We start from the raw sequence: 22,800 nt of genomic DNA, 5'->3' as shown, positions 1-22,800 counted from the left end.
ATGTCCGTCGCGACGCGACGTGTCCGGTAGTGGTGCGGCGCGCAGGGCGCCGACCCTGCCGCTGCTGCTCGTGCTGTTCGCCGGCCTCGCCGTCAGCGTGGTGCTCTCGCTGGCCCTGGGCTCGGAACCGCTCCGGCCGGCGGGGGTGTGGGAGACCGTCCGGGCCAGGCTGACCGGTGCCGCGGGCCCCGACCCGGTGTACGACGCGATCGTGTGGGAGCTGCGCGCGCCACGGGTGTTGATGGGCGCCGTGGTGGGCGCGGGTCTGGCGTTGGCGGGCGCGGTGGTGCAGACCCTGGTCCGCAACCCGCTGGCCGACCCGTACCTGCTGGGGGTGTCCGCCGGCGCGGGTGTCGGGGCGACGCTGGTCATCGTCGTGGGCGTGTTCGGCGGGCTGGGGGTCTGGGCGTTGTCGGCCGGGGCGCTGACCGGCGCGGTGCTGGCGTCGCTGCTGGTGTTCGGCGTGTCGGTCGCGCAGGGAGGGCTGACGCCGCTGCGGCTGGTGCTCACCGGGGTCGTGCTGTCGGCGGCGTTCTCGTCGGTGTCGAGCTTCCTGGTGTTCGTCGGTGACGAGCCGGAGGCGACGCAGGCGGTCCTGCACTGGTTGCTGGGCAGCCTGTCCGGTTCGACGTGGGCGAACACCGGTCCGGCGCTGGTCGCGGTGGTGCTGTCCGCCGCGTCGCTGATGGCGGTCCACTCGTGGCTGGACGCGCTGGCCGGCGGCCCGGACGCGGCCGCCGCCCTGGGCGTGCCGGTGCGCGAGGTGCGGATCGGGTTGTTCGCGCTGACCTCGGTCCTGGTCGGCGTGCTCGTCGCGGTGTCGGGCGGTGTCGGCTTCGTGGGCCTGGTCGTGCCGCACCTGGCCCGGATGGCGGTCGGCGCGCGGCACGCCGCGGTCCTGCCGGTGGCCGCCCTCGGCGGCGCGTTGTTCCTGGTGTGGGTGGACGTGGTCGCCCGCGTGCTGGTCCGGCCGCAGGAGATGCCGTTGAGCGTGGTGACCGGGCTCGTCGGCGCACCGGTGTTCCTGGTCCTGATGGGTCGCAGGCAGTACGGCTTCTCCGGGGGCGGTCGATGACGCACCTGCGGTGCCGCGGGGTGCGCTGCGAGGTCGCCGGGCGGACCGTCGTGTCCGACGTCGACCTCGACGTGCCGCCGGGGCGGATGCTCGCGCTGGTCGGGACCAACGGCAGCGGCAAGTCGACCCTGATCCGCGCGCTGGCCGGGCTGCGCGTCCCGGCGGCCGGCCTGGTCACCGTCGACGGTGAGGACCTGCACGCGTTCTCGGCACGCCGACGGGCGCGGACCATCGCCTACGTCGGCCAGGAGGAGGCGCCGCCGGAGGACCTGCTGGTGGGTGAGCTGGTCGCGCTGGGCCGCGTCCCGCACCGGCCGCCGTGGGCGTTCGGGCGGGCGGAACGCGCGATCACCTTGGAGGCCTTGGAGGCCGTAGGTCTGGCCCACGCGGTGGACCGGCGCTGCGACCGGCTCTCCGGTGGCGAACGCCGCCGGGTGATGCTCGCCCGCGCGCTCGCCCAGGAGTGCGGGCTGGTGCTCCTCGACGAGCCGACGAACCACCTGGACATCGGTCACCAGACCCGGTTGCTGGAGACGTTGCGCGGTCTCGGCCGCACCGTCGTGGCCGCGATGCACGACCTGCCGCTCGCCGCCGCCTACTTCGACCGCGTCGCGGTCCTGCACCGGGGTGCGCTCCGCACCGTCGACACGGCGTCGACCGCGCTGGCGCCGACGACGGTCGAGGAGGTCTTCGCCGTGGCCGCCGCCCGGTTGACCGATGCCCGCACCGGTCACGAGCACCTCGTGCTCGGCCCCGGCGCCGCACCGTCCCGCACCGTCACGAAGAGGACCACGCCATGACCTCACGACGCAGGACCTCACGACACCGGACCTCACGACGCCGTGCCGCGTTCTGCGCCGCGACGCTGACCGCCGGCCTCGCGCTCGCCGGGTGCGGTGGCGACGAGCGGCCCTCGGCCGCGCCCGGCCGGGTCACCGTGGACAACTGCGGCGAGCAGGTCTCGTTCCCCGACCCGGCGCGGCGGCTGTTCGTCAACCAGGGCAACCGGATCGCCACCGTCCTCGCCCTCGGCGCGGCGGACCGGGTGGCCGCGGTGAGCGGCCTCGGCGACGACCGGGACGTGCTCGGAGCCGCCTACGGCGCGGACGTCGTCGGTGACCTGCCGGTCGCCACGGAGGGGCAGCCGTCGCTGGAGAACGTCGTCGCGCGGCGGGCCGACGTGGTGGTGTCCTGGTTCAGCGACGGCGACGACGTGACGCCGGAGCGGCTGGCGACCCGGTCGATCGCCGCCTACCAGTCCAGCGAAGGCTGCCGACAGGGGCCCGACGACGCGCGGGGCACCATGGAACCGTGGGACGCGCTGTACGCCGACCTGCGCAACCTCGGGCGGATCACCGGGCACGACCACGAGGCGGAGGCCCGGGTGACCGGCATCCGGGAACGCCTCGACGCGCTGGCCGCCGCACCCGCGGCGCAGGACCCGCCGACGGTCTTCCTGTTCGACCGCGGCACCGCGGACGTCTACTCCAGCGGGGCCTACGGTGCGCCGCAGGCGATCATCGGGGCCGCCGGCGCCCGCAACGCCCTCGGCGACCTCCGGGAGTCCTGGACCTCCGTGTCCTGGGAGCGCGTCGTCGCGGCGAAGCCCGATTTCATCGCCTTCGTCGACTACGGCAGGCAGAGCTTCGAGGACAAGGTCGCCGTGCTGCGGGGCAACCCCGCAACCAGGGACCTGCCCGCCGTCGTCGAGGGGCGGTTCCTGAACCTGCCGTTCGCGATGTGGACCAGCAGCCCGCTCAACGTCGACGCCGCCGAGCACCTGCGCACCGCGCTGGAAGCCCGGGACCTCCTGCCCCGCAGCGAGGTCCGGGCGCGCCTCGACCTGCCCCGGTGATCCGGTGGCCAACGTCAGCACCTCCCCGGTCCGCTCACCGTCACCGGAGCCCGACGACGATGCGCTCCTGGAGGTCCTGCCACACGACGCCCGCCTCGGCGAACCCGGCGTCGAGGAGGGCCGCCTCGGTGAACCGGTACGAGGCGGCCGCCCAGTCCCGCGCGCCCTCGGGCCAGAGCGTCGCGCGCTGGGCGAACGCGTCGGCCAGCTCGGGCTGCGCCTCCGCGGCCTCCCACCACGCCTCCCAGGACTCCGCGCCGCCGGCCACCGCGCGGTCGCGCCGGTCGAGGGCGAGGGCGTCGCACACCTCGCGCAGCCTGCTGCCGGGCGGGTGCGGCAGGTGGTCGGCGTTGAGCAGGACCCCTTCCGGGCGCAGGAGTCGGAACGCGCGGCGGTAGGTCGCGACGAGGGTCGCCGGGTCGAGCCAGTGCAGCGCGGTGCTGGAGAGCACCGCGTCGAAGGCGCCGTCGGCCCCGTCGTCGTCCAGGGCGGTGGGCCAGTCCGGGTCGCGCAGGTCGGCCCGGACCCACCGGAGGCGGCCGTCGAAGTCGCCGAGGGCGGCTTCGCCGATCGTCAGCAGCACCGGGTCGACGTCGAGGGCCACCGCCCGGGCCTTCGGCAACCGGTCGAGCAGTCGGCCGCTGATCGCGCCGGGACCGCAGGCGAGGTCGAGCACCACCAGGTCCTCGGCCGGTCGCAGGTGGGTCAGGACCTCGAACATCACCTCGTACACGCGGTCGCGGTCGGCGATGTAGGCGGTCTGCTGGACGTCCCACCTGCCGAGCAGGTCGGGCCGCGGTTCGATCTGGTTGAGCATGGTCACGAGCTTTCATCTGTGCGGAACTGCGGGACCCCGGGCTGCGCGCCGGGTCGGTCTCAGCCCGGCTCCCGCCCCGGTCCGCCCGCCGCGGTCGTGACGACGTCGGCGGTCGGGTCGGGCAGGCGGGAGAAACCCAGGTGCGCCTGTCCGGTGTCGGGGTCGACCCACCGGTGCGACCGGACGCCGAAGACCTCGGCGACCAGCCCGGGGGTGAGCACCTCGGCCGGTGGTCCGTCGGCGACGACCCGGCCGCGGTGCAGGACGTAGACGCGGTCGCAGTGCCCGAGCGCCAGCGTGAGGTCGTGCATGACCGTCAGCGTGGCCACGCCGAGGGTGCGGACGAGGTTGAGCAGCTCCAGCTGGAAGCGGATGTCGAGGTGGTTGGTCGGCTCGTCGAGCACCAGCAACCGCGGCTGCTGGGCCAGGGCCCTGGCCAGCAGCACCCGTTGCTTCTCCCCGCCGGAGAGCGTGTCGTAGTCGCGCCCCGCCAAGGCGGAGACGCCGGTCCTGGCCAGGGACTGCGCGCAGATCCGGCGGTCCTCCTCGGTGTCGCGGTCCAGCGGGCCCTTGTGCGGGTTGCGGCCCATCGCGACCACGTCGGCGACCTTGAGGACGAAGTCGCTGCCGGACTCCTGCACCACCACGGCGGTGCGCTGGGCGGACTGCCGGGCGCTGAGCTCCCACACGTCGGAGCCGTCGACCCGCACCAGTCCCGCTCCCGGGCGCAGCGCGCGGTAGACGGCCCGCAGGAGCGTGGACTTCCCGCTGCCGTTCGGACCGACGATGCCGACCATCTCGCCGGCGCCGACCGTCAGGCCCGCCTCGAACACGATCGGGGTTCCGCCCAGCGCCACCGACACCCCGTCGACGACGACCCGCGGCGGCGCGGACCCCTGTGCTGCTCCCGTCATCCGAACCGCGCCTCCCGTCCTACCTCGCGTTGGCGCAGCAGCCAGATGAAGAACGGCACCCCGAACACCGCGGTCACGATGGACAGCGGCAGCTCGGTCGGCGCGAGCACGGTGCGGGCGGCGAGGTCCATCAGGACCAGGAACGCCGCCCCGGTCAGCGCCGCGACCGGCAGCAGCCGCCGGTGGTCCGAACCGACCAGCATCCGGCACAGGTGCGGGATGATCAGCCCGACGAACGCGACCGCGCCGCTGACCGCGACCATGACGCCGACCACCAGGGAGGTGACCACCAGCATCCGGATCCGGAACCGGGCGACGTCGAGCCCGAGGGAGACCGCCGTCTCCTCTCCGCCGAGCAGGGAGTTCAGCGGCCGCGCCTGGGTCAGCAGGTACAGGATCCCCGCGATCACCCCGACGGCCGGGATGCCCACGTCGCTCCACTCGGTGGACCCGAGGCTGCCGAACAACCAGATGAGCACGCCCTGCACGTCGTGGGGGTTCGCGCGCAGCAGCAACAACCCGTAGAGGGCCTGGAACAGGTACGCCAACGACACACCGGCCAGGATCAGCCGGAACGGCGTGACCCGCCCGGCGCGCTGGGCCAGCAGGTACACCAGCAGGGTCGCGATGAGCGCGCCGGCGAACGCCGCCGACGACAGGCCCAGCCCGGCGACCGAGGCGGAACCGACCACCAGCACCAGCACGGCGCCGAAGGAGGCCCCGGAGGACACGCCGAGCAGGTACGGGTCCGCCAGCGGGTTGCGCACCACCGCCTGCAACACGACCCCGACCGCGGCCAGGCCCGCGCCGACCACCGCGCCCAGCAGCGCCCGGGGCAGCCGGAACTCCCACGCGATCTGGGCGAAGACCGGGTCGGCCGGCTTCGCGAACCACTCCGAGGAGATGTGGTAGAGCACCACCTGCACGGTGTCCCGCAGCGGAACGCTCACCGGGCCGAGGGAAGCGCCCAGGGCGATGCTGACCACCACGGCGGCGCCCAGTCCGAGCAGCACCGCCACCTGGCCTGCCAGGCGGCGCCGGACCGGGGGCGCCGGGTCGTCGACCGGCTGGAGGTCGGTATCGGGTGCCATCGGCGTCACTTCTCCCCCGACGGGGTCGTCGGCGACGTGCTCGGCTCGGCGTCGAAGGCGTCCGGGTGCAGGGTCCGGGCGAGGCGCTCGATGGTGTCGACGAAGCGCACGCCCGGCGTGTTGGCGCTGTCGTAGGTCACGGTGAACCGCTTGTCCTTGCTCGCCTGCATCCCGGGGAACATGCGGTACAGGTAGTCGGTCCTGTCCTCCAGGTCCTTGTCGCTGTTGGCGCTGGCCCCGACCAGGAAGACCGCGGGGTTGGTGGCCGCCACCTGCTCCAGGGAGACCTGGAGGAAGCCCCGGCGCCCGCCGCCGACGTCGCCGAAGACGTTCACGCCGCCCGCCAGGCCGATCACCTCGTTGACGAAGGCGTCACGGCTGCCCGTCCGGATCGGGCCCTCGCCGCCGTAGTAGTAGAGCACCGGGACCGGGGTGCGGCCCGCGACCCGCTTCTGCACCTCGGCGATGCGCGCCTTCATCCCGTCGATCATCGCCTTCGCCCGGTCCTCGACGTCGAAGATGCGGCCGAGGTCGGTGAGGGCGCGGTAGGTGAACGCGATCTGGACCGGGTTCTCGCCGGGGCACACCAGGGCGTACACCTGCGCGCCGATGGACTGGAAGTCCTCGACCGTGGCCAGGCCGGGAGCGAGGTGCTCGGGCCCGCCGTACTCGGAGTTGACGTAGGCGAAGAGCATGTCGGGGCGCAGCCCGAACATCTCCTCCTTGCCGACCGGGACGTACGCGTCGGGGGACTCGTCCGGCACCCGGTCGAAATCGGCGGCCTGCTCGGGCAGCGGGGTGTCGATCGGTTTGATCTGCGCGACCGCCCGCTCACCCAGCCCCAGGTCGAAGAAGAGTTCCGCCGCCGGTTGGAACCCCAGGAAGACCCGGCTCGGCGCCTTCTCGAACGTGACCTGCCGACCGCAGTTCTCGACCGTCACCGGGTAGTGGTCGGACGATCCCGGTGAATTCGCGGAATCGCCCCCGTTCGACGCGCCCTCGCTCCCGGCGCACCCGGCCACCAGGACGGACATCGCGAACAAAGCCGCCGCCAACGGCCGGGCGCGACCACGTTTCGGGAACGCCACCAGGCGATGTCCGGCCATCGACAACCTCCACCATCTCGTCTTCGATCGCGATCGACGACCGAGTTCGCCGGCGGGGCGTGCCGGTGAACCGCCATCGGGACAGCATGAAAACGCGGACGACCAGGTGACGCCCGGATCCATCCTCTGTGACAACTCGCTTCGCACACAGCGCGTTTGTGATCCAGATCACACCGCATTACGACTTTCGCGGGCGAACCACCCGTGAACGCGCGAGGAATCATTCACATATTCATATGAGTCATCATGACCGGATCGCGCGCCGCGCCCCCGAGCGGCCTCGGCCGAGGAGGTGCGCGGCGGTCCGGACGGACGGCGCCGCCCCCGGCCGCCGCCGACCACTCGGCAGCGGTTCGACCGGGGACGGCGCCGGCGGTCACCACGCCTTCGTGATCTCCTCGCAGATCATGGCCAGGTCCTCGCGGAAGTCCTGCACCGCGAAGGCGTCGGACAGCGGCTCGCCCGCCCGGACCCGGGCCGCTTCCTCCAGGGTCCGCTCGTACCGGCTGATGAGCTTGTCGATGGTCGGGCAATCCACTCCCAGGTGCCGGGCGACGCCCTGGATCACCTTCGTCCGGTAGTAGTCCTCCTTCGGCATCCTGGGCACGTCCCAGCGCCCTTCCCCGTCCACGAAGACGGGGCGGAGGGGAACCGCCGAGAAGTCGAAGTACCTGCCGTTGGCATCGGGTTCGGAGAACGGGTCGACCAGCAACGAGGCGTAGCGGACGTACACCAGGTAGTCCTGGTGCACGGGCGGCAGTTCTTCAAATCGCTCGATGTCCTCCCGCGAAATGCTCTCCGGCCGGATCGGGTAGCTGTCGTCGACCATGAACCGGAGCAGGTTGACGCCCTTCAACCCCATCTTTCCGATGATGTTCCCGATTTCCTTCCACTGGTTCACCATCTCGTTGACCAGGGTCGGCGTGATCGGTCCTTCGGGCACCAGCTTGTACACGTACCTGACCGGTTCCGGGTTGAAGAACACGGCGTCGAGCGAGATCTCGTTCATGAACAGCGCCGGGTGGACGTACAGGGAGATGTTCCTGGTCTCCGCCTCCAACGGGGTGCCCATGACCTCCGTGGTGACCCCCAGGCGCCGATGGGCGTCGCACAGCAGGTCCAGGTTCTCCGACCGGCCCCGGCTGGAGCCGATGTACAGCTTCTTCTTGACCGCCGCCGTCAGGACGTGGCTCGACGGCGTGCCGTCCTTCCACCGGGTGCCGCCCAGGTAGCTGGAGAGGCTGATGACCTCGGCCTCCCCGGCGCGACCCTTCAGGCAGTTCCGCACGAGGCTGTTGGAGCCGAAGGTGGGCGACACCAGGACCACGCACCTGACCCGGCTCAGCACGTCGCGGTCGATCCGGGTCAGGACCTGCGCGTACGCGTCCGCGGTCACCGCCATCACCAACGCGTCCCACTCGCCGGTGACCGCCTCGTACCCCTGGAACAGCTCGTCGACCGGGCACTCGCCCGCCGCCGCGCGATCCTTGCCGTTCTGGACGTCGACCCGCACCACCCCGCCGTTCCGCTCCACGTCGGCGAAGAACGCGGCCGAGCGGGCGGACTCCCGGCCCGCGATCCCGATCGTGCAGCCCAGTCGGTCCTTCAGCATGACCGCCAACTGCACGGAAGTGGGCCCGGTGCCCGCGATCAAGACCCGCCGGAAATCGCTCATCCATGCCCCCATTTACGCGTTGAAGCAGTTAGGCCTTCACGTACAGCGCCACGTCGAAGATGTGCTCCGGACGGAGGACCTGTTCGACCGCCTTCCACTTCCGGGGGTCGACGTCCTCCATCGGGTAATTGAACAGGGATTTCAGGTGGTCACCGTACCGGATGGCCACCACCACGTCATCGCGGGTCAACGGGTGGATCGAATCGAGGAGCGCGTACTTCACCGAGACGGTCGAACTGAAGATGATGTGCGACGCCTCCCCGGTGAACGCCAGGTCTTCCAGCGACGACCGCTCCAACCTGATGTCCAGGTCGCTGCCCAGCGTCTTCACGACCCTCCGGCCGAGTTCGACGGCCTCCTCGTCGATGTCCACGCCGACCACGGCGGCGCCGGTGCGCTTCGCGATGTACAGCGGGGTCATCGGGAACGATCCCGAGCCGACCAGGAGGACCTTGGAGGAGGACGTCAACCGGAAGGTGCCGAATTCCACCTCGATGCCCGACTCGATGTTGTCGAAGTACCCGGCCGTTTCGGTGCGACCGTCGAGCAGGTTCAGCGCGCGGTACTTCTCCATGATCGCCGCGCAGCGCGCGGACTGCGCTCTCAACTCGTCCACGAGGCGCGTTAAATCACTTGCGCCCTCCTGTTCCAGCACGTCCCACGCCGAGTGGTGGCGCGCGTCCACGACGAATGCCGAGTAGTCGCCCACGACGCGTTCCATCTCCAGGCCGTGACGAGCGGTCCCATCGTACCGCTCTGCCGATTCCCGAAGTTTTTTCAGGTGCTCACCCATCAGCAACCAGAGATCCGCGGTGCCCATTTTTCTCCTTGCCGATCGATTACCGGACCGACGTCAGGCCGCCTGCTGGAGGTATGCTCTTCCTTCAGCCACGATCCTGACGCCCCCTTCGACCTTGATGCCGGCCAGGCCACCTCGCGCGTAATCCGCCGCCACTTTCATCACTCCCCCGGGCTGGATCACGCTCGTCGCGACGGACGTGTTGTTCTTCCAAGCCAGGTAAGCCCCGAGCGAGGCCGTGCCCGACCCGCAGCCCCTCTCCCAGACCATGCTGCCCAGGAGCGGGACGTGGACGAGCGGGGTCAGGCGGCCCGAGTCCGGGTTGTACAACATGACGCCGACCAGGGACACGTTCCACGCCTCCCCGAGCCGGGCCGCCAACAACTGCGCCTTCTCCCTGGTGGCGCGGTCGAGCCGGCCCGTCTCGATCACCACGTGCAGCGAGTCGTCGTAGCGCACGAACGCGGAGCCGCTACCGACGTCGTCGGTCAGCGCGCTGCGCTCCACGGCTCGAGGAACGGGCATCGCGAGTTCGCACACGTACTCGGCGCTCCGCTTCACGACGCGGCACACGACGAGGTCCTCGGTCCCCGAGGCCTCCAGCACCACGTCCACGGGATCCCCGGCATGTGGACCTTCCTCGGCCACGGTCAGCGCCGCCAGGGCCATGCACGCGTTGCCGCAGAACTCGCCACCCGCCATGCGCAGGCTGATGTCGGCGTCGGGCGACTCCGGCTTCTGGACGAATCCCACCTGCTCGGCGTGGACGTGCTCGTAAGCCATGATCTGCCGGGCTATGTCCCGGTGCTCGCCTTCCGGGTGCTCCGTCGTCACGAGGAGGGTCATGTTCTGCGTCGGGCTCAGTTTCACGAAGTCGATCGCGCGACTGATCAACGAGCGCCCCCGGCGACGAGGTCTCCGCGGCGGCGCCCGGCGGCCGCGCCCCCGCGCGGCGTACCCGGACTCACCGACCACCGCGGCGACCCCGGTAATCGGGGCGATGCCCCCCCTGTCGACCGGTCTGAGTGTGCATGAACGAGGCCGTTCCCCACCGAAACCCTCCCGAATCTCGTTGTAAACCCTGCCCAGATGAGTCCCTCACCTGGACATATAGCGGAACGCACACGATCCATTACATCAGAGAGTCGGGGGGTGAAACGAGGGAGTTCCACATCGGTAACAACTGTGAGCCACGCCACATGTACTATCCGTGAGCGCCTTCGGCCATCCGAGGGAGGCCCGCGGGAGGTGGCCCGCCCCGGCGCGTTCGAGGGGTCGGGCTGCCCGCCGGTGCGCCCGGAGCGGGCCGCCCTCGGTGGGCGCGGGCGATCAGGCGGGCCGACAGCGCTCGACGACGGGGTTGGCAGTCCACAACACCGGTAGTCGCTCCGTTCGGCCCACGAGTTCCCGGCACCCGGGTGGTTACCATTCGGAATCGTGACAGCACCCGACGACGAGGTGACGAACTGGGCGCTCCGGGCCCGCACCGGTGACCGGGACGCCCTGGAACGGTTCGTCCGGGCCACCCAGCGCGACGTGTGGCGGTTCACCGCCCACCTCGCCGACGTCGCGACGGCCGACGACCTCACCCAGGAGACCTACGCCCGCGCCCTGCCCAGCCTGCGCCGCTTCGCCGGGCGCTCCTCCGCCCGCACCTGGCTGCTGGCCATCGCCCGCCGCGTCGTCATCGACCAGATCCGCACCGCCCAGTCGCGACCACGCCTGTCCCCCGGCGCGGACTGGGCGCAAGAGGCCGACCGGAAGACCGCCCACACCGGCTTCGAGGACGCCGTCGAGCTCAACATGCTGCTCGACGCCCTGGACCCCGACCGCCGCGAGGCGCTGGTGCTCACCCAGGTGCTCGGCCTGTCCTACGCCGAAGCCGCCGAGATCTCCGCCTGCCCCGTCGGCACCATCCGCTCACGCATCGCCCGCGCCCGCGACGACCTCCTGCGCGCCACCCACGACGAGGCCACCGAAACCGGCTGAACCCCGGCACGCGGTCGCAGCGGGCCGGCCCGGCAGTCCCGGAAAGCGTGCGGCACCGGTCCCGCGACCACCGCGCACCGGAGGGCCAGGACGGCGCGGACGACCAGGCAGCAGGGGCACGGGGCGTGGATGTCCCACAGGCTCGCCGGATCTTCGCGCGCGGCTCGCGGCGGTGGAGCGGCGGTAGAGCGCCCGGCGGCGATCGGCCATGATGGCACCCCGTCCAGCGGCGCGCCGCTGGACGGCACACCCCGGAGGCATGCCACGAGCACTTCGCCCGATCAGCCCTCCCGCGTCGTCCTGGGGGTGTCGAGCCGACCCGACGCCCTCGACGCCGCGTTGTGGGCGACGTCGCACGTGGAGCGGTGCGGCCGCGACCTCACCGCGGTGCGGGTCACCGAACGCGCCCTGGTCGCCGAGTCCCGCACCGCGGACCTGGTCGTGCTGAGCGCGCGGACCGGGGCGGAACGGGAGCTCGCGCTCGCCGTGGCCGCTTCGGCGCGCTGCCCGGTCGTCGCGGTCCCGCCCGGCGGCACGGTGCGCGACGACCTGCCCGCGGTGGTCGGCGTCAGCGGCGACCACACGTCCCGGACGACGCTGCTGATCGGCTTGGCCCTGGCCACGGCGCGGGGAACCGGTGTCCGCGCGGTGTGCTGCACGCGGGAACCTCCCGCCACCGAGCCCCTGGTCGCCCTGGCCGTGGTCGACCGGTGCGCCCGGGACCACCCGGAGGCGCCGGTCGACGTGAGGGTCGCCAGGTCGCACCCGGTCACCGGCCTCATCCGCCACGCCCGGCAGGCCTCGCTGCTGGTCGTCGGCTGCACGCCCACCACCGCGCACTCCACCAGCCGCCACCTGCTCGACCGCTGCCCCAGCCCGATCGCGCTGGTCGGTCCCCTGGTCGCCCGGCGCCGGTGCGCGGCGGCCGAAGGCGGTCCGGTGGATCGCCGCGCGCCGCGCGACGGGGACGCGCACTCGGCCGGGAGCGGCCGACCGTTGCGCTCTTGACACCATCGCGTCCGTGCTCGCACACTATGACCGCCAAGGATGTTAACGCAAACATTCCTGGTTCCCCACCCGCCGGAACGCCGTTGACGACCGTTGGCGGCGGTGTCGCGCTGGGCAATTCCCGATGAGCCGTCGGCGTTCCCGACCTGCGGCGTGGCGCCGTGGCGCCGCCGGACCACCGTCCGGGTCGGGACGACCGGCAAGGCCCGCGCACAGCCGGAAACCACCGACCCGCACCGGCGCCGACACCGGCAGGCCGACGCGGGCCGCCTGGCAGCAGACGCACCCGAGGAGATCAACGATGAACTCTTCACCCTCCCGCCGCAGGCGTCCCGCCCGTGCGGCGACGGCACCGGTCTGCCGGGCCTCGGACGTGGGCGACCTCCTCACCGGGTGAACCGGGCCGCGCCGCCAGGGCACCGCCGCGCGATCCGTCCTAACAGGACACCTGCGCCACCGCCGACCGCTCCCGCCGGGTCCCCGCACCGGACCGAGGTCGGCCGTGGCCGCGCGGACCCCGTCCCACCGACCGAGGGATCACTCATGACCAGGCAGAAGCTCAGAGACCGGGTGGCCCGGCTCTGCCTCGTGGCGCTCACCGCCGCCGGCGCCGCGGTGGCCGTCGCACCACCCGCGCAGGCCGCCTCCGGCTACGTCTACACCACGTTCAAGGGCGACGGGGCCGCCGACCAGGAGCTCTGGGTCTACTCGTCGACCAACGGCACGAACTTCGGCGTGCTGGCCGACACCGACTACCGCGGCCCGTCCGGCGTGCTGCGCGACCCCAGCGTCATCCAGCACAACGGGCTCTACTACATCGCCCACACCGTCCAGTCGTGGACCACGAACTCGACGCACTTCAACATCGCCTCCAGCCCCGACCTGATCAACTGGACGCACGTGGCCGGCGTCGACTCCGGCATCGCCAACACGCGGTTCACCTGGGCGCCCGAGTTCTACGTCGAGGGCGGCACCGTCCGGGTCATCGTGAGCATCGCCCAGACGACGTGCTCCAACTGCTTCCGCCCCTACGTCTTCACCGCCCAGAACAGCTCGCTGACCTCCTGGAGCGGACCGGCGCAGATGGGCGGCCTCGGCTACAACTACATCGACACCTACGTGGTGAAGTCGGGCAGCACCTACCACGCCTTCGCCAAGAACGAGACCTCCAAGTACATCGAGCACTGGACCAGCGCGAGCCTCACCAGCGGGTGGAGCAACCGGGGCCGGCTGTGGAGCTCGGGTCACGAAGGGCCGGCCGTGCTGCGGATGGGCGACGGCTCGTGGCGCATCTGGGTCGACAAGTACACCAACGGCGGCATCTGGACGGCCACCAGCCCGGACCTGAACTCCTGGTCGGGCCTGGGCCAGATCACGTGCCCCGGTTGCCGGCACGGCACGATCCTGCCGGTGGCCGACGTGCCCGGCCCGCCGCCGGCCCACCGCGTGACCAACCGCAACAGCGGCAGGGTGATGGACGTCGTGTCGGCCTCCACCGCGAACAACGCCGAGGTCAAGCAGTGGGCCTGGAACGGTGGCGGCAACCAGAGGTGGGAGTTCCAGGACGCCGGCGGCGGCTACTTCCGCATCGTCAACCAGAACAGCGGCAAGTGCCTGGACGTGGCGAGCGGCTCCACCGCCGACGGGGCCAACGTCATCCAGTACACCTGCGGCGGCGCCACCAACCAGCAGTGGCAGTGGCAGGCGACCGGCAGCTACCACCGGATCGTCGCGCGGCACAGCGGCAAGTGCCTCGACGTCGTCGACTCCGGCGCCGGCGACGGCGCCGACATCCAGCAGCACACCTGCGGCAGCGGCGACAACCAGCAGTGGAGCCGCGCCCAGGTCTGACCCCGATCGATGCGCTGCCCACCCGCCGGAGCAGCCCCGACGCGGCCCGTTCAGGTCTAGTGATGGGACATTCGATGACACTGATCATGGCGTCCGGTGGGTACTCACCAGGACCACGGCGGAGCACCCGGCCGTTGCGCCGGTCGCTGACCACCCTCGCGGTGGCCGCGCTCACGGCGGCGGCGAGCCTCGTCGTCACCACGCCGCAGGCCGTCGCCGCCACCAGCCAGTTCCGGGGCATGAACTGGGCCGTGCTGGGTGACAACTTCAGCACCGGCACGCTCGTCGTGCAGGGCCTGAACCTGTCCGACAGCAACGCGACGGTGCGCGCCAAGGCCAACGCCATCTACGACGACATGGCCTCCACCATGGGCGTCAACACCGTCCGGCTGCCCATCAACACCCACACCGTGGCCAACACGACCTGGTGGAACGCCTACCGCGGCGCGATCGACGCCGCCACCGCCCGCGGGTTCAAGGTCATCCTGGCCTACTGGGAGGACGGCGCGGCCTCCGGCGGCAGGATCACGAACCTCGCCGCGTGGAACACGATGTGGTCCAGCGTCACCAACGCGTACGGCTCGAACGGCAACGTCTACTTCGAACCGATGAACGAGCCGCACGGCTACTCGTCGGCGGACTGGCGCACCGTCGCGGCGAACTGGCTGAGCTACCACACCTCGGCGGTGCCGAGCCGGGTGCTCATCGGCGGCACCGGCTACAGCCAGGACCTGAGGGACGTCTGCAACGACAGCCGCTTCAACTCGACGCTGCTGTCCTTCCACCACTACGCCTTCTTCTACAGCCCGATGACCTACGACGCCTTCCGGAGCCACATCCAGGCGCGCCTGGGCAACTGCGCCTCCCGCGCGGTCGCGACCGAGTTCGGCGCGCCGATGTCCACCGGCCTCGACTACGGCGACGCGAACAGCACCGACAACTTCGTGCGCCACATCCGCGCCATGGCCCAGGTCATGCGCGACAACCGGATGGGCGGCACCTACTGGCCCGCCATCGGCGGCAAGCCCGGCACCATCGGCTACGACTACTACTCGATGTACTCCCTGAGCGGCAGCGGCACCGACCTCGACCTGACCCTCCGCAACCCCTCCGGCGCCGACCGGATCCGCTACGCCTGGGGCGACGGCGGCTCGACCCCGCCGCCGACGTCCTACCGGCTCGACGTGCGCCACAGCGGCAAGGCCATGGACGTCCAGCAGCCGAACACCGACAACGGGGCGCGCGTCGGCCAGTACGCGTACGGCGGCAACGCGTGGCAGCAGTGGCAGTTCCAAGACGCCGGCAGCGGCTACTGGCGCGTCATCAGCCGCCACAGCGGCAAGTGCCTCGACGTGGTGAGCGCTTCCACCGCCGACGGCGCCGAACTCGTCCAGTACACCTGCGGCAGCGGCGCCAACCAGCAGTTCCGGATGGTGGCCAACGGCAGCTGGTTCCAACTCCAGGCGCGCCACAGCGGCAAGTGCGTGGACGTGCCGTCGGCCTCCACCGCGGACGGCGCGGTCCTCAAGCAGTACCCGTGCAACAGCGGCACCAACCAGCAGTGGTCGCGCACGGCCGTCTGACGTCGTACGTGTGATGTCGTAGGCGTGGTGTCGTAGGAGTGGTGTCGTCACGGTGGACCCGGCGGTGGTCGGGCAGCCGTGGCGACACCACCGCCGCACCGGCACCCGGCAGGGCGCACCGCCGAGGCCCTGCACGGCTCGCCCACCGGCCTCGACGCCCGGTGCCCATGGGCCTTCGCCGTAGAACGCACCCGTGCGACCCCGACGTTTTCGGGCGCGGTGCGAATCGGCACGGGCCGTGCAGCCCGCACCGATCCGCACCGCGCGCTCAGGCCGGTTCGGTGCTGGCTTTTCAACACGCGGCGCGGCCCGCACGGACCCCCAGGAAAGTGGCCCGACCGCACCTCGCGCGAGCGCGGCACTCGGCTGAGTACCCGCGCTGACCCGCTCTACACCACTTCGACGGTGGTCTCGGCAATCATCCTGCGCCCGACCCGCCACAGGGCAGAACACCGGCCCGTGGTGACAGGTCCGGCGCTTCTCCTCCACCTCATCGGCAGGTCTCCGCACCGACTTGAACGATTCTGCCTCGTTTCACCTGATCGGAGTATTCGACCGGCTCGTGCGCGTCGACCGGCCCGGCTCCTGCGCCGGGCCGAGGTCGAGGTCGAGGTCGTCGAGCTGCCGTTGGACGCGTTCGGCATCGGCGCCGCTGTTCTGCTGCCGGTAGAGCGCCAGGGCTTCCTGCCAGGCCGCGCAGGTTCGTGAGCACTGACCGAGGGCGGCGTGGGCGCGACCGAGGCGCCGGTGGGTCTGGGTGCGGGTGGCGGGGTCCGGCAGGTGGGAGTGGTGGGCGTCCAGCCAGGCCAGTGCGGCCGGGTGGTCCGGCAGCGGCTGCACGTGGACGTCGGGGGTCGGCGGGTCCGGGTGGATCGGCGAGCGGTGGGGTCGGTGTCGTCGAGCGCCTCCAGGCCCAGGTCGCGCAACTCGGCGGCGAACTCGGCCAGGGGGATGTGCGGACGGGTGGCGGCGTGACGGGCCGTGATCGCCAGGGCCGGCGGGTGGCGCCCGCACAGCCCGACCAGCTGGTCGGTCACCCCGGGTTCGCCGTCGACCCGCGCCCGGCCGAGGCGGGTGGTCAGCAGGGCACGCGCCTCGGCCGGGGTGAGCACGTCCAGGGGCAGGTGGTGGGCGCCGTGGCGGTCCATCAGCGAGGGCAGCGCCGTGCGGCCGGTGACCAGCACGGCGCAGGTCGGGCTGCCGGGCAGCAGGGGGACGACCTGGTCGGCGGTGGCGGCGTTGTCCAGCACCACCAGCACCCGCCTGCCCGCGACCAGGCTGCGGTACAGCGCCACCCGCGCGTCCGGATCCGCCGGAAGAGCGTCGGGGTCGGTCCCCGGGGCGATGAGGAACCCGCGCACCGCGGCGTCCGGTTCGAGCGGCCGCCCAACGGGGCTGAAGCCGCGCAGGTCGACGAAATCGGCCGACCCGTTCCGCACAGGGACGGGCCACCGGAGCCGACCGCTGGGCCGGGGCTGTTACAGCCGGTGATGTGGTTGACCGCCTTCGGCAGGGACCACCGCGCCCGTGCAGGCATCATGTGCTCCCCCGCGAGCGGGGGTGGTTCGGCGGCGGCCGGGGAGGCGTGGCTCGGCTACCGACTCCTGCCGGATGCGTGGGGGCGCGGGTACGCCGCCGAGGCGTGCGCGGCGGCGCTCGGTTGGTTCGCCGACTCGCTCCCCGGCAAGCCGGTGGTGCTCTGCACGCAGGCCGCCAACGACCGTGCGATGCGCCTCGCGGCGAAGCTGGGGTTCACCGAGGTGGAGAGGTTCGAGGCGTACGGCGCCGAGCAGTGGTTCGGCGAGCGGTCCTCGGTCACGCCGTCCGGTTGAGCTCGTCCCGGCTGCGAGACCAGGGTCCACCGGCCCGCCGTGCCAACCCGACCGGTACCGGGCCCGACCAGGCGGTCCCGCTCCTCGATGCCCCCGCGCCCGCTGCCGTCGACGAACACCAGCCCCGGGACCGGGCGATCGGACCTCGGCCTCCGCCGGCCAGCCGGAAGTGGTCGTCGCCGGCTGCGGGCCGACCGGTGCGATGGTGGCCGCCGAGCTGCGGCTGCACGACGTGCGGGTGCTCGTCCTGGAGAAGGACACCGAGCCCGCGTCGTTCGTCCGCATCGTCGGTCTGCACATCCGCAGCATCGAGCTGATGGCGATGCGCGGGCTGCTGGACCGCCTCCTCGAACGCGGGAGGCGGCGCCCGGCCGCCGGGTTCTTCGCCGCCAAGGTGGCCGAGATCCGTGGAACCGACAGGGCTTTCAGCCTCACGCCCTTCGGCGAAAAGGTCTACCGCGTCGTGGTCCCCGCCGCGGGTGTCGGCGACCGCGCGGAACCGCCCACCCTGGAAGACGTCGCACAGCGGCTGCGCGCCATCGCCGGCACCGATTTCGGCGTGCACTCGCCACGTCGGCTGTCCCGCTTCGGCGACGCCACCCGGCTGGCCGAGCGCTACCGGGTCGGGCGGGTGCTGCTGGCCGGCGACGCGGCCCACGTCCACCCGCCCATCGGCGGGCAGGGCCTCAACCTCGGCGTCCAGGACGCGGTCAACCTCGGCTGGAAACTGGCCGCGCAGGTCCGCGGCTGGGCGCCGGGGACGCTGCTGGACACCTACCAGGCCGAACGCCGCCCGGTCGCCGCGGACGTGCTGGACAACACCCGCGCCCAGGTCGAGCTGCTGTCCGCCGAACCGGGCCCGCGGGCGGTGCGCAGGCTGCTCGCCGAGCTGATGGACCTCGACGAGGTCAACCGCCACCTGATCGGGAAGATCACCGCGATCGACATCCGCTACGACCTCGGCGAGGGCCACGACCTGCCGGGTCGCCGCCTGCCCGACACCGACGTGGCGCAGGACCGCCTCTACGACCTGCTGCACCGCGGCCGCGGCCTGCTGCTGGACCGCACCGGACGCCTGACCGCCGGCGGCTGGTCGGACCGGGTCGACCACCTCGCGGACCCGACCGCGGCGCTGGACGTCCCGTGCCTCCTGCTGCGCCCGGACGGCCACGTCGCCTGGGTCGGCGACGACCAGCAGGACCTGGACGACCACCCCTCCCGCTGGTTCGGCGACCGCTGATCCTGGAACGGCGTGCCGGCCCGGTGCGGTCACCGGGTGCGCGACGGTGACCGCCCGGGCCGGGTGATCCTGCTCAACGGGACGTCGAGCGCGGGCAAGACCACCCTGGTCCGCGCCATCCAGGACGAGAGCGAGACCCCGTTCGCCTACTGGGGCATCGACACGCTGTTCACCGTGGTGCCGCCGAACTGGGGCGGGGGCGCGACGGTCAGCTCAGCCGTGACGGCTTCTGGCACGACCGCACCGGTGGCGACGCGGACGGGCGCCCGGAGGGGCGACGACCTGGTCCCTACGGCGTGTCCGCGACCTTGATCCTGCCCTCGATGATCTGGGCCTTGAACCCCTCCAGGATGCCCTGCAACCTCGCGTCGATCCGGCCACCGGACGTGGCGTACCCGATGCCGTTCACCTTGAGGTCGAAGACCTTCGGCAGCGACGCCAGGTCGTTCCTCGCCGCGGCCCTGAAGAAGTCGTACACCGCCACGTCGACTCGCTTGAGGCTCGACGCGACGATGACGTCCCTGCTGTCCGCCAGCGCCGGCTGGTGGTACTGGTCGGCGTCGCACCCGATCGCCAGCACGCCCGCCTGCTTCACCGCGGAGAAGACGCCGATGCCGGACGCGCCGGCGGCGGGGTAGAGGACGTCCGCGCCCTTGTCGATGAGCCCCTTCGCGGTCTCCAGGCCCTTCGCCGGGTCCTGGAAGCCCGAGAAGTCGGTGGCCGGCGTGATGTACTTCTTCTCGACCACGACCTTCGGCGCGGCGGTCCGCGCGCCCTGGGCGTAACCGGCCTCGAACTTCCGGATCAGCGGGATGTCGACCCCGCCGACGAAGCCGACGTGGCACTTCTTGCTCTGGTACGCGGCGACGACACCGGCCAGGAACGCCCCCTCCTGCTCGGCGAAGACCAGCGGCGTGACGTTGGCCGCGCCCTCCACGGCCGAGTCCACCAGGCCGAACCGGACGTCCGGGAACTCCGGCGCGACGACCTTCAGCGCCTCGGTGTACGCGAAGCCGACGCCGACGATCGGGTTGAAGCCCTCGCGCGCGAGCTGCCGCAGGCGGCCCTGCTTCACCGACTCGTCCTCGTTGGGCGCGGCGGAGACCTCGCGGGTGTTCTCCTCCCTGACCCCCATGTCCTCGATCGCCCGGTCGAACCCGGCGGCGGCGAGGTCGTTGAACGACGCGTCGCCGCGGCCACCGATGTCGTAGGCCAGACCGATCTTCAGCGCGCTCCCGTCGACCTCCTCGCGCCCGGCCTCGTCGCCGTCGGCGGCGCTGGTGGTCGAGGTGGCGGGCGGGTCGGGCGGCGTCGCGAACTCGCACGCCGCGCCGGTGGCGCCGGTCGACCCGGTGGTGTCGCCGGCGGAGTCCTTCGCGCAGGCGCTCAACACCATGAGGCCGGTCAGCGCGATCGCGACGACGGCGGTGCCGGACACAGGACGGCGCACGGCTCGTCTCCCTCCCTGCTCGTCGAGCAGACAACCCTCCCCGACAGCTGCACCGGGGCTTGCGCGACGGACCGTACCTCCTCGTCGCGCCCGCCTGGATGAGCGCTCAACCGGTGGGAACGGCGCGCGGCCCCCGAGCGGCGGTCACGCCGGGGCCCGGTGCCGGGGCCCGGTGCCGGCGACCGGTCCGGGCACCGGTCACGCCGTCAGCCCGAGGTGGAACCGCAGGACGCGCGCCTGCTCCGGCCCGAGGACGGGCCGAGCCCGCGCGAGCAGTGCGGACAATTCGTCCGCGCGTGGTCCGGAGGGGGTGGAGTAGCTGGTCGCGGCGTCCTGCGCCAGCCAGTTGGCGAGATCCGCGCGGGCGTTGGCGTGCACGACGTGACCGGGGTCGTTGACCAGTTCGAGGTCGACGCTGATCCTCGTCCAGGTGCCCTGTGCGCGCAGGAGGCGGTAGGCCGCCCACTGGACGTGCGGTGGGTGTGATCGGTGGAGCAGCGGTCGCAGGTGGTGCTCGTCGGGGGTGCCCGGCTGCCGGAGCAGGGAGAGCACGACCTGCCTCGTCACCGAGGACACCGGGTCGGTGAGCAGGGGCAGGAGCGGTTCCGGGCAGGTGTGGCCGAGGCGGCGCAGCGCGCGGACCGCTTCGACGCGGCCGCGCGAGGAGGGGTGCGCCAGGCACGGCACGAGCGCGGCGGTGTCGGAGCGGGTTCCGGTCTCACCGAGGCCGGCGATCACCGGGGGTCGGGGTGGTCGTCCGGCGAGCAGCGCCCGGTACCGCGTGGCCGGGTCGGTGCCGGCGCGGCGCACGAGGGCCTGGGCGGTCGCGCGCACGAGGGCGCTGCGGTCGGTCAGCGCCCCGGTGGCGGGGTCGACCTCGCCCGCGGCCGCCAGGGCTCGCACGGCTTCGGCGCGCACGGCGGCCGTTCCACTGGCGAGCAGTTGACGGGGCACGTCGTGGTCGCCGACGGCCTTCGCCGCGCGGATGGCGGCGTCGGCGCACATGACCCGGATCGGCAGGTCGGCGTCGGTCTTGGCGGCGCGCACCAGCCGGTCGACGTCGAGGCGACCGGCGTCCAGGCCGACGGTGTGCGCGAGTCTCCGGGTGCGCCGGTCCCCCGCCGCCAACGCGGCGGCCAAGGCCTCGGGCGGACCGTCGCGGAGCACGTCGTCCACGACGCCGGCGAGCCAGCGGCCTCCCTGCCGGGCCCGCAGGGCCAGGGCGACCGGCGCCAGGGAGGTGATCGCCTCGCCCGGCGCGCGGTCGAGCTGCCGCCCGCACGCCCGGCGGGCCCGGTCGCGGACCTCGGGGACCCAGTCCGCCGCCCGCAGCGCCAGCACGGGCAGCGCGCCGGCCTCGTCGCGCTCGTCGAGCGCGGCCACGGCCGCTTCCCGGACGAAGCCGTCCGGGTGGCAGGCGGCGAGCAGCGTTTCCAGCGGCCCGGCGTGACCGGCGGCGAGGCGGCGGGCCGCGGTGTCCGCCCACCGGGGCGTGTTCCACGGGCTTCGTCGAGCGGCGACGTCCAACGCGAACCACATCCGCGAGTCCGCCGCGGCCAGCGCCCGCGCGGTGTGCGCGATCAGGTCGGCGTCACCGCGACCGCCGACCACGAGCAGCAACGACGCGAGCCCGTCGACCGCATCGCCTTCCCCCGCCACCACACCGGCAACGGCGCGGTCGACCTGCCCGGGGTCGGGCGGCTCCGACGACGGGCCGTCCGCGGGGTGCGCGGCAGCCGACAGCCGGCCGAGGCGCTCGCGCAGTCGCCTGACCAATCGCCCACCGATGGCATCCACGGCTACCCATGATCCCGGCAGGCCCGGCCGCGGGCACGCGGTTTTCCACGGCCGGCCGGGCCCTGGGTGGTCGACGGCGTCGCGGGTCACCTCACGACCGTCGTGGCCGTGGGGTGGTCGCTCCCCCGCCAGGACTCGAACCCGGTCCTCCCGATCAACAGTCGGGTGTGCCGCCCGGTGCACTTCGGGGGAATGGCGTCGCGTGCCCCTGCCAGGACTCGAACCTGGGACCTCGACGTTCGTAGCGTCGCGCTCTGTTCCGCCTGAGCTACAGGGGCTTGGTGGAGGGCGGAGTCCGCGCGGGACGCCCCGAACGGCTCCTCCTCCGCGTCCCGCCCCAGGTCGCGTGACGACCGGGGGGCGAGGCGCGTGAATCACTTGTCTGTTCCGCCGTGGAGTTGTCGACGAACACGCCGAAGAACGGGCGCATTCAGCAGTGGCGGAAGGAGTCGAACCCTCGGGCAACGGTTTTGGAGACCGTTCCGCTTCCCCGGCACGCCACCGGGAAGAAATCACCATCGGCGCACCGATGAAGAAGCCGCCCGGATCGGTTCCCCGATGGGCGGCTCCCTGTCCACGTGACCTGGTCCAGGTCAGGGCGGGGAGTCCGCGCAGTTCACCGGCGTCGCACGCCGGATCGAGACGGTATTGGGCCGGCCGGCGGACGGGCGCACGACGGCGATCGCGGCGCGTCGGCGCAAGCGCTGCGCCCCTCGCT

20 protein-coding genes and 3 tRNA genes are annotated in these 22,800 nt (G+C 72.4%); 10 read left to right on the top strand and 13 right to left on the bottom strand.

Annotated features, from left to right (window positions below):
- The first annotated feature begins 19 nt into the window (after nt 1-19).
- The 3 genes from ABD223_RS18185 to ABD223_RS18175 are packed head-to-tail and all read left to right on the top strand — an operon-like array spanning nt 20 to nt 2,930.
- A complete protein-coding gene (locus tag ABD223_RS18185) occupies nt 20-1,075 on the top strand; it encodes a FecCD family ABC transporter permease (RefSeq protein ID WP_344037453.1) in 1,056 nt (351 codons plus the stop codon).
- Nucleotides 1,072-1,875 carry an ABC transporter ATP-binding protein gene (locus ABD223_RS18180; RefSeq protein WP_344037452.1) on the top strand — a complete coding sequence of 268 codons (804 nt, stop codon included), beginning with the start codon at nt 1,072-1,074 and terminating at the stop codon, nt 1,873-1,875. The genes ABD223_RS18185 and ABD223_RS18180 overlap by 4 nt, the downstream gene beginning before the upstream one ends.
- Nucleotides 1,872-2,930: an ABC transporter substrate-binding protein gene (locus ABD223_RS18175; RefSeq protein WP_344037451.1), complete on the top strand. Its 1,059-nt coding sequence runs from the start codon at nt 1,872-1,874 to the stop codon at nt 2,928-2,930. The genes ABD223_RS18180 and ABD223_RS18175 overlap by 4 nt, the downstream gene beginning before the upstream one ends.
- A gap of 40 nt (nt 2,931-2,970) precedes the next feature.
- Here ABD223_RS18175 and ABD223_RS18170 read toward each other — a convergent pair whose 3' ends face one another.
- From ABD223_RS18170 to ABD223_RS18140, 7 genes are all read right to left on the bottom strand, one after another.
- Nucleotides 2,971-3,747, bottom strand: coding sequence for a class I SAM-dependent methyltransferase (locus ABD223_RS18170; protein ID WP_344037450.1), 777 nt, complete (start codon nt 3,745-3,747; stop codon nt 2,971-2,973).
- Nucleotides 3,748-3,806: 59 nt separating this feature from the next.
- Nucleotides 3,807-4,661 carry an ABC transporter ATP-binding protein gene (locus tag ABD223_RS18165; protein WP_344037449.1) on the bottom strand — a complete coding sequence of 285 codons (855 nt, stop codon included), beginning with the start codon at nt 4,659-4,661 and terminating at the stop codon, nt 3,807-3,809.
- Nucleotides 4,658-5,752, bottom strand: coding sequence for a FecCD family ABC transporter permease (locus ABD223_RS18160; protein WP_344037448.1), 1,095 nt, complete (start codon nt 5,750-5,752; stop codon nt 4,658-4,660). The genes ABD223_RS18165 and ABD223_RS18160 overlap by 4 nt, the downstream gene beginning before the upstream one ends.
- 5 nt (nt 5,753-5,757) lie before the next feature.
- Complete coding sequence (locus tag ABD223_RS18155; protein ID WP_344037447.1) at nt 5,758-6,858, bottom strand: ABC transporter substrate-binding protein; 1,101 nt, start codon at nt 6,856-6,858, stop codon at nt 5,758-5,760.
- 376 nt (nt 6,859-7,234) lie between these two features.
- Nucleotides 7,235-8,533, bottom strand: a complete 1,299-nt coding sequence (locus tag ABD223_RS18150) for an opine metallophore biosynthesis dehydrogenase (protein WP_344037446.1) — start codon at nt 8,531-8,533, stop codon at nt 7,235-7,237.
- Nucleotides 8,534-8,561: 28 nt separating this feature from the next.
- On the bottom strand, nt 8,562-9,254 hold the full coding sequence (locus ABD223_RS18145; RefSeq protein WP_344037445.1) for an SAM-dependent methyltransferase: 693 nt from the start codon (nt 9,252-9,254) through the stop codon (nt 8,562-8,564).
- 132 nt (nt 9,255-9,386) lie between these two features.
- Nucleotides 9,387-10,202 (bottom strand): histidine racemase CntK family protein, encoded by an 816-nt coding sequence (locus ABD223_RS18140; protein ID WP_344037444.1) that lies wholly within the window; start codon nt 10,200-10,202, stop codon nt 9,387-9,389.
- 567 nt (nt 10,203-10,769) lie between these two features.
- Between ABD223_RS18140 and ABD223_RS18135 the strand changes: the two genes are divergently transcribed.
- From ABD223_RS18135 to ABD223_RS18120, 4 genes are all read left to right on the top strand, one after another.
- Nucleotides 10,770-11,321 carry a sigma-70 family RNA polymerase sigma factor gene (locus tag ABD223_RS18135; protein WP_380649022.1) on the top strand — a complete coding sequence of 184 codons (552 nt, stop codon included), beginning with the start codon at nt 10,770-10,772 and terminating at the stop codon, nt 11,319-11,321.
- 306 nt (nt 11,322-11,627) lie between these two features.
- Complete coding sequence (locus ABD223_RS18130) at nt 11,628-12,329, top strand: hypothetical protein (RefSeq protein ID WP_344037443.1); 702 nt, start codon at nt 11,628-11,630, stop codon at nt 12,327-12,329.
- A 543-nt stretch (nt 12,330-12,872) separates the two neighbouring features.
- Nucleotides 12,873-14,180: an RICIN domain-containing protein gene (locus ABD223_RS18125; RefSeq protein ID WP_344037442.1), complete on the top strand. Its 1,308-nt coding sequence runs from the start codon at nt 12,873-12,875 to the stop codon at nt 14,178-14,180.
- Nucleotides 14,181-14,314: 134 nt separating this feature from the next.
- Nucleotides 14,315-15,763, top strand: a complete 1,449-nt coding sequence (locus ABD223_RS18120) for an RICIN domain-containing protein (protein WP_344037441.1) — start codon at nt 14,315-14,317, stop codon at nt 15,761-15,763.
- A 389-nt stretch (nt 15,764-16,152) separates the two neighbouring features.
- Here the strand turns inward: ABD223_RS18120 and ABD223_RS18115 are convergent, their stop codons facing one another.
- Nucleotides 16,153-17,202 (bottom strand): hypothetical protein, encoded by a 1,050-nt coding sequence (locus tag ABD223_RS18115; protein ID WP_344037440.1) that lies wholly within the window; start codon nt 17,200-17,202, stop codon nt 16,153-16,155.
- Between the two features lie 99 nt (nt 17,203-17,301).
- On the opposite strand from ABD223_RS18115, the gene ABD223_RS18110 reads away from it, so the two are divergent.
- The 3 genes from ABD223_RS18110 (at nt 17,302) to ABD223_RS18100 (ending at nt 19,147) form a co-directional block, all read left to right on the top strand.
- Nucleotides 17,302-17,595, top strand: coding sequence for a GNAT family N-acetyltransferase (locus ABD223_RS18110; RefSeq protein ID WP_344037439.1), 294 nt, complete (start codon nt 17,302-17,304; stop codon nt 17,593-17,595).
- Between the two features lie 169 nt (nt 17,596-17,764).
- Nucleotides 17,765-18,835, top strand: a complete 1,071-nt coding sequence (locus ABD223_RS18105; protein WP_344037438.1) for an FAD-dependent monooxygenase — start codon at nt 17,765-17,767, stop codon at nt 18,833-18,835.
- A 36-nt stretch (nt 18,836-18,871) separates the two neighbouring features.
- Nucleotides 18,872-19,147, top strand: coding sequence for a phosphotransferase-like protein (locus tag ABD223_RS18100; RefSeq protein ID WP_344037437.1), 276 nt, complete (start codon nt 18,872-18,874; stop codon nt 19,145-19,147).
- Here ABD223_RS18100 and ABD223_RS18095 read toward each other — a convergent pair.
- The 5 genes from ABD223_RS18095 to ABD223_RS18075 form a co-directional block, all read right to left on the bottom strand.
- The gene (locus tag ABD223_RS18095; protein WP_344037554.1) at nt 19,125-20,273 is read right to left on the bottom strand and encodes a BMP family lipoprotein; all 1,149 of its coding nucleotides are present in this window, start codon (nt 20,271-20,273) and stop codon (nt 19,125-19,127) included. The two genes, ABD223_RS18100 and ABD223_RS18095, sit on opposite strands and share 23 nt — an antisense overlap.
- 210 nt (nt 20,274-20,483) lie before the next feature.
- Entirely contained in the window at nt 20,484-22,082 is a 1,599-nt protein-coding gene (locus tag ABD223_RS18090) for a HEAT repeat domain-containing protein (RefSeq protein WP_344037436.1), read from the bottom strand.
- A gap of 120 nt (nt 22,083-22,202) precedes the next feature.
- Nucleotides 22,203-22,274 (bottom strand) — tRNA-Asn (locus ABD223_RS18085).
- An 11-nt stretch (nt 22,275-22,285) separates the two neighbouring features.
- A tRNA-Arg gene (locus ABD223_RS18080) sits at nt 22,286-22,360 on the bottom strand.
- 156 nt (nt 22,361-22,516) lie between these two features.
- Nucleotides 22,517-22,585, bottom strand: a tRNA-Trp gene (locus tag ABD223_RS18075).
- Nucleotides 22,586-22,800 lie beyond the last annotated feature (215 nt).

The sequence above is a fragment of the Saccharothrix xinjiangensis genome, from assembly GCF_039527585.1.
Taxonomy (GTDB): domain Bacteria; phylum Actinomycetota; class Actinomycetes; order Mycobacteriales; family Pseudonocardiaceae; genus Actinosynnema; species Actinosynnema xinjiangensis.
This window is presented reverse-complemented; position numbering and strand designations above follow the sequence as displayed.

What these genes read in the sequence shown, in the direction of transcription:
- ABD223_RS18160 (WP_344037448.1), bottom strand. Translation starts at nt 5,752, where the DNA reads ATGGCACCCGATACCGACCTCCAGCCGGTCGACGACCCGGCGCCCCCG.
- ABD223_RS18175 (WP_344037451.1), top strand. Translation starts at nt 1,872, where the DNA reads ATGACCTCACGACGCAGGACCTCACGACACCGGACCTCACGACGCCGT.
- ABD223_RS18180 (WP_344037452.1), top strand. Translation starts at nt 1,072, where the DNA reads ATGACGCACCTGCGGTGCCGCGGGGTGCGCTGCGAGGTCGCCGGGCGG.
- ABD223_RS18155 (WP_344037447.1), bottom strand. Translation starts at nt 6,858, where the DNA reads ATGGCCGGACATCGCCTGGTGGCGTTCCCGAAACGTGGTCGCGCCCGG.
- ABD223_RS18125 (WP_344037442.1), top strand. Translation starts at nt 12,873, where the DNA reads ATGACCAGGCAGAAGCTCAGAGACCGGGTGGCCCGGCTCTGCCTCGTG.
- ABD223_RS18165 (WP_344037449.1), bottom strand. Translation starts at nt 4,661, where the DNA reads ATGACGGGAGCAGCACAGGGGTCCGCGCCGCCGCGGGTCGTCGTCGAC.
- ABD223_RS18110 (WP_344037439.1), top strand. Translation starts at nt 17,302, where the DNA reads ATGTGCTCCCCCGCGAGCGGGGGTGGTTCGGCGGCGGCCGGGGAGGCG.
- ABD223_RS18170 (WP_344037450.1), bottom strand. Translation starts at nt 3,747, where the DNA reads ATGCTCAACCAGATCGAACCGCGGCCCGACCTGCTCGGCAGGTGGGAC.
- ABD223_RS18145 (WP_344037445.1), bottom strand. Translation starts at nt 9,254, where the DNA reads ATGGAACGCGTCGTGGGCGACTACTCGGCATTCGTCGTGGACGCGCGC.
- ABD223_RS18150 (WP_344037446.1), bottom strand. Translation starts at nt 8,533, where the DNA reads ATGAGCGATTTCCGGCGGGTCTTGATCGCGGGCACCGGGCCCACTTCC.